We start from the raw sequence: 5,663 nt of genomic DNA on the forward strand, positions 1-5,663 counted from the left end.
ATATGAAAAAATCAAAAGCCGCTTTTCTAGGAATTGGTCTTTAAGGGATAGGGGTAGGCATTTTGCATCTGCAAGCGTGTATTTTTTCTCACTTCTTGTCATTACAGCGGTTAATAGAAGTAGTGCAGTTGCTTGGTTATTGATGCCTGAACATTTGATTTGGTGGTTTTTGATTTCTTTTAGTGGGGAATTTGTAGCAGACATGGCGTTTGGCAAAAAAAGTAAAATCCTTAAAACCCGCTTTGGAATTTCTATTGTGAGCGGCGTTTCACTATTGCTTGGCGCTTTACCAGCGCATTTGTTTTTTGTATGGTTTGGTTTCATTAATTGGTGGGCTGTCTTTTTTATAGAAGCGGGAGCTGATCTATTGGTGGGCTGTGTGATACAAAAGATTTTTTTTGGTAAATATTGGGTGGATCGCTATTATTAAGGCTCTCTTTTTTTAAGTCTAAAAGCGCATTTTCTTATATTCCAATCAATTGGATAAGGGTTACCCCTACTTAAGGCATCGCATCAAAAACCACGCTGATCCCATTTTTTAAAATGATAGGGTTTTTCGCGTCAGTGATATGGATAAAACGCACGCCATCAAGCAAGTTAAGAGCGATTTCTTGTTGTCTGTTTTCTTTAGCAATGATTTGAATGATCTTTAAGTTTTCATCATAAAAAATGATTTTGGGTTGCCACAAAGGGTTATTAGAGCTTATTTTTAAATACGCGTTTTGATTCACGCTCAGCCAGTATTTCCCACTCGCTTCCTTAAACTCCACAGGATCGCTGCTCAAAACTAAAGCTCTCGCATTAGGGAGCTTGACTTCTTGTAAAGAAAAATCGTATTCCCACTCTTTCAAGGATATGCGCCTAATATCCACAAAATCAAAACCATGCCTTTTCATCGTCTCTATCAAAATGTTAGGGTCTAAAACATATTCCGTTTTAAGCTCGTATGAAAAAACATTCTCGCCCAAAGAGCTTTGCATTTTAATAGGCAAAACATACGAATACCCCATCATGTTCAAAGAATTATTGATGCTTTTGGCAAACGCTAGGGGATTGCTTGAAGCCTTGAAAGTGATTTTCAACATGCTTGGCTTGTCAAAATTAAAAGACAAAAGCCCGTTTTCTTTGAGAGTGTTGAGCAGTTTCAAGGAATCCAAACGCCCCATCACATAGAAATCCTTACGATTTTTAAACAAACGCTCTAAAAAAAGCTTGTTCACCTGATAAGCTCGCTCCCCCATTAAATTCTCAACCTTATCGTTTAAAGCGTCAGCGTTTAAAAGCATTCCCCCAACAATAAAAGCTAAAAAAAGGTTTTTCATTGCTGGAGTTCTTTGTATTGGGCCTCGTTGATGAGCGTTAAGCCTTTATTTGGCTCGTATAAAAACCGCCTAGTTTTGCTGTCGTTATAATCTTGTTCTTGATGGTTGTTTTTAAGACTAAGATGCCCATGCCCAAAACGCAACAACAAGCGGTGGTTTTTGGTTTCTAAAGAATAATTTTTTTTAAAAACCTTTTGAAAGGAGTTTTTTTTCTCATCCAAATCAATCACTTCTACCCAAATATCTCGTTTAGGGATAATATAAATGGTATTAGGATTTTCTTTGATCGCTTCTTTTCCTTGCTTGTCGTGTTCTGTTTGTTTTTCTTGTTTTTCTTTTGGTTTAGGCGTTGGCTCTGGCTTATTTTCTTCTGTAGGATTAGCTTCATTGAAAGAACTCTTTTTAGTGCCGGATTTAATAGCGCTTTCTTGCCCTCTTTCTTCTTTTAAAGAAGAGCTGTTTTGAATGATAACGACCACTAAAATAATGACAACCACCCCTAAAACGATAACAAAGGGTTTCCATTTGGAAGACTTTTTGGATAATGAAGTATTGGCTTGATTGATGCTGTAATCCAATTCAACCTTAAGGGGTTTTTTTGCTGTTTCTTCAGGGCTTGTTTCTTGTTTTTGCTCTTCTCCCACGCCCTCTTTAAAAACACACACTTTGTCAAATTCTTTCACCCATGCGCTCAAATCAATTTTATACTCGCGCTCTAAAATCTGTATAAAACCCCTAGCATGCACCCTTGATAAAGACTCATAGCGTTTTTCCAAGATAGAATGGATATTTTTAGAAGCGATTTTAGTCGCTTTGCAAATTTCTGCCACTCCAACTTCTCTTAAAATTTGCAAATTTTTATCTAAATTTTTAAGCGATAATTCTTCTAATGCCGCACCAGAAATATCTTTAGAAACGTTTTGAACATCAGAAAGATCTAAATTTTCTAAACTTTTTTTATTCTGTTCCATTCAATTGACCACCTAGTTGATTTTATCCATTAAGATCCCTGCTGCCACGCTCACATTGAGCGAATCAAAATTTCTTCGCATCTTTACACCCAATATAGTATCCATTTTAGAAAGGATTTTTTTAGACAACCCCTCATGCTCGCTCCCCAAAAAAAGAGCGCATTTTTTTAAGGACAGATTTTCTACTTGGCTAGAGCCTTGCATACTCGCGCCCAAACATAAAAACCCGCTCGTTTTCAATTCATTGATTAAATCCAGCGTGTTAGGCATAACGCTAAAAGGCAAATCATACATAAGCCCCAAGCTGGATCGCACAATCCCCTCATAAGCCAATTCTTTAGCAAAATCTAAAATAACGCCATCCATTCCTAAGCAATACGCGCTCCTAAAAATCCCCCCAATATTCCCCACATCCGTAATGCCACAAAGCACCAAAAGTTTTTGAGCTTTTTTAATTTCTTTTAAAGAAGCGGCTAATGGCAGTTCTACTTTAGCTAAAACCCCTTGATGGTTCCCCCCCTTAGCCAAGCTTTGCGCTTTTTTATTATCTACTTTGATGATATTAGGGCATGCTTTTTTGAGCGCGAAAAAAAGCTTTTTATCTATTTCTTTAGAAAGATAGATTTCTTGCAATTTTTCTTGATGAGAGTTTAGAAGGTGCATAATCACCTGCTTGCCATAAATCACTGCTTGCATGCTAAACCCCTTTTATTGATTTTTTTCTTCTAACAAACGTTGGAAATAAAGCTCTTTAGCGTTTTTTTGCGTCATAGCGGCTTCCATTTTAGCCTTAATTTTAGGAGGTAAATCCAACTCCAATAACGCCGATAGCCCCATGCAAGGCTCTATTTTTTTCTCATTCAAAAGCACTAAAACCCACTCCCCTTTGATATTGCTTTTTTGCAACCGCTCTATGATTTGAGAAATTTCTCCTAAATAATACTGCTGGTGGAGTTTGGTAAGCTCTTTAGCCGCAAACAAATGCATGCCTTGAGCCAAATCGTTTAAATCCTTTAAAGTCTCTAACAATCGGTGCGGGCTTTCATAAAAAACCACCGGGGTTTTTTCTTCTAAATACGCTAAAGCGTTTAAAATTTTAGCGATTTTTAAGCGCCTTTCCTTACTCTTATGAGGTAAAAAGCCAGCATAAAAAAACCGCCCTTCTAAAAACCCGCTCGCGCAAAACGCCGTAGTGAGTGCGTTAGCCCCAGGCAAAACATCGTATTGAATGTTGTGTTTTAAAGCGTAAGCGGCTAAACTCATGCCTGGATCGCTCAAACTTGGCATGCCTGCATCGCTCATCACAGCGATTTCTTTGTCAAAAAAAGAAGGCTCTATTTGGTTTAAAAATTCCTGATCATTATGCGAATGGAAAGCGATAAACTCCCTTTTTTTAGCAGCGATATTTGGGAAAGAATGGCTGATAATAGGGTTTTGTGCGAGCAAGTGCAACAACCTCTTACTCACCCTTGTATCCTCGCATAAAAAAATCTCGCAACGCTCTAAAACTTCTAGTGTGCGTAGCGTAATGTCAGCGAGATTACCTATAGGAGTGGGCAAAAAATACAGCACAAAAAGCCACGCTTTTTAAAAGAGTTACTTCAAATTGTAGCGTTGCTTGAATTTCTCTACTCTCCCTGCAGTGTCAGCGATTTTATCGCTACCGGTATAGAAAGGGTGGCAAAAGCTAGAAATATCAATACGCATTTCAGACTTGGTGCTTAAAACTTCAATTTCTTTCCCACTCGTTACGCAAGTAACTTTGCATGGGATATATTCGGGGTGAATGCCTTTTTTCATCAAGTATCCTTTATTTTTAAATTTAAACTTAAAATTATAGCATAAGTAACAATAGATTAAAACCACTCTAAAGTTAAAATAAAATTTGACTTTGTTAAAAAAATTATGATAGCATAACGAAGCATTACGAAATTCAACGCTTGTGGCATGTGCCACTTATTAGCATCTTTTGATTACACTAATTCTTTAAGAATGCTTTAGCTTTTTGTACTTTTATCTTAATTGAAACAACTAGAAATCTCTTTTTAATTAAAAGGAAATTTAATGAACGAAAACGCGCCTACGCACAAAAGTTCGCACAAGGTTAAAACCCACACGCCAGTGAGCGGTTATCACATTGAAGATTTACGCGCCTACCCTACTGAAAAGCTTTTAGAAATCGCTAACAAGCTCAAAGTGGAAAACCCCCAAGAATTCAAACGACAAGACTTGATGTTTGAAATTTTAAAAACCCAAGTTACGCAAGGCGGATACATTCTTTTTACCGGGATTTTAGAAATCATGCCTGATGGCTATGGCTTTTTAAGAGGGTTTGATGGGAGTTTTTCGGACGGACATAACGACACTTATGTCAGCCCTTCTCAAATCAGGCGTTTTGCTTTAAGGAATGGCGATATTGTTACCGGTCAAGTGCGATCCCCCAAAGACCAGGAAAAATACTACGCCCTTTTAAAAGTGGAGGCTATCAATTACTCGCCTTCAGATGAGATTAGAAACCGCCCCTTATTTGACAATCTAACCCCCCTATTCCCTGATGAACAAATCAAATTAGAATACGAACCCACTAAAGTTACCGGCAGAATGTTGGATTTATTCAGCCCTGTGGGGAAAGGTCAAAGGGCTTTGATCGTTGCGCCACCAAGAACCGGGAAAACAGAGCTGATGAAAGAGCTCGCCCAAGGCATCACTTCTAACCACCCTGAAGTGGAGCTGATCATCCTTTTAGTGGATGAGCGCCCTGAAGAAGTTACGGATATGCAACGAAGCGTTAAGGGTCAAGTTTTTAGCTCCACTTTTGATTTACCCGCTAATAACCACATAAGAATCGCTGAATTAGTCTTAGAAAGGGCTAAAAGGCGAGTGGAAATGGGCAAAGATGTGGTGGTTTTATTGGATTCTATCACCCGTTTAGCCAGAGCGTATAACGCCGTAACACCCTCAAGCGGTAAGGTTTTAAGTGGGGGCGTGGATGCGAACGCCTTGCACAGGCCCAAGCGCTTTTTTGGAGCCGCAAGGAATATTGAAGAAGGCGGGAGCTTGACGATTATCGCTACTGCGTTGATTGAAACGGGATCTAGAATGGATGAGGTGATTTTTGAAGAATTTAAAGGCACCGGGAATAGCGAAATCGTTTTAGCAAGGAATATTGCGGACAGGCGCATTTACCCAGCCTTTGATATTTTAAAATCCGGCACACGAAAAGATAATATCTTACTTGGCAAAGACCGCTTGACTAAAGTGTGGGTTTTAAGGAATGTGATGCAACAAATGGATGATATAGAAGCCTTAAGCTTTGTGTATTCTAAAATGCAACAAACTAAGGATAATGAAGAATACCAATTTGTTGCAG

Annotated in this window: 7 protein-coding genes; 2 read left to right on the top strand and 5 right to left on the bottom strand. The window is 38.6% G+C overall.

Annotated features, from left to right (window positions below; translation table 11 throughout):
• Nucleotides 1–430: hypothetical protein (locus BZK24_RS07930; RefSeq protein WP_143424398.1), on the top strand; the 430-nt coding region annotated here is incomplete at its 5' end.
• 70 nt (nucleotides 431–500) lie between these two features.
• On the opposite strand, the gene BZK24_RS07935 is transcribed toward BZK24_RS07930, so the two are convergent.
• Genes BZK24_RS07935 through rpmE form a run of 5 tightly spaced genes read right to left on the bottom strand, consistent with a single transcriptional unit; the run spans nucleotide 501 to nucleotide 4,093 of the window.
• The gene (locus BZK24_RS07935; protein WP_000792819.1) at nucleotides 501–1,322 is read right to left on the bottom strand and encodes a hypothetical protein; all 822 of its coding nucleotides are present in this window, start codon (nucleotides 1,320–1,322) and stop codon (nucleotides 501–503) included.
• A complete protein-coding gene (locus BZK24_RS07940) occupies nucleotides 1,319–2,293 on the bottom strand; it encodes a sialidase (RefSeq protein ID WP_077657101.1) in 975 nt (324 codons plus the stop codon). The genes BZK24_RS07935 and BZK24_RS07940 overlap by 4 nt, the downstream gene beginning before the upstream one ends.
• A gap of 12 nt (nucleotides 2,294–2,305) precedes the next feature.
• Nucleotides 2,306–2,989 carry a 23S rRNA (guanosine(2251)-2'-O)-methyltransferase RlmB gene (gene rlmB / locus BZK24_RS07945; RefSeq protein WP_001149316.1) on the bottom strand — a complete coding sequence of 228 codons (684 nt, stop codon included), beginning with the start codon at nucleotides 2,987–2,989 and terminating at the stop codon, nucleotides 2,306–2,308.
• 12 nt (nucleotides 2,990–3,001) lie between these two features.
• Nucleotides 3,002–3,865: a 16S rRNA (cytidine(1402)-2'-O)-methyltransferase gene (rsmI, locus tag BZK24_RS07950; RefSeq protein ID WP_077657102.1), complete on the bottom strand. Its 864-nt coding sequence runs from the start codon at nucleotides 3,863–3,865 to the stop codon at nucleotides 3,002–3,004.
• A gap of 24 nt (nucleotides 3,866–3,889) precedes the next feature.
• Nucleotides 3,890–4,093 carry a 50S ribosomal protein L31 gene (gene rpmE / locus BZK24_RS07955; protein ID WP_000715281.1) on the bottom strand — a complete coding sequence of 68 codons (204 nt, stop codon included), beginning with the start codon at nucleotides 4,091–4,093 and terminating at the stop codon, nucleotides 3,890–3,892.
• Nucleotides 4,094–4,357: 264 nt separating this feature from the next.
• Between rpmE and rho the strand changes: the two genes are divergently transcribed.
• Nucleotides 4,358–5,663 (top strand): transcription termination factor Rho (gene rho / locus BZK24_RS07960; RefSeq protein WP_077657103.1); only part of this gene is annotated, 1,306 nt, incomplete at its 3' end.

The organism is Helicobacter pylori, from assembly GCF_001998165.1.
Lineage (GTDB): Bacteria > Campylobacterota > Campylobacteria > Campylobacterales > Helicobacteraceae > Helicobacter > Helicobacter pylori_DL.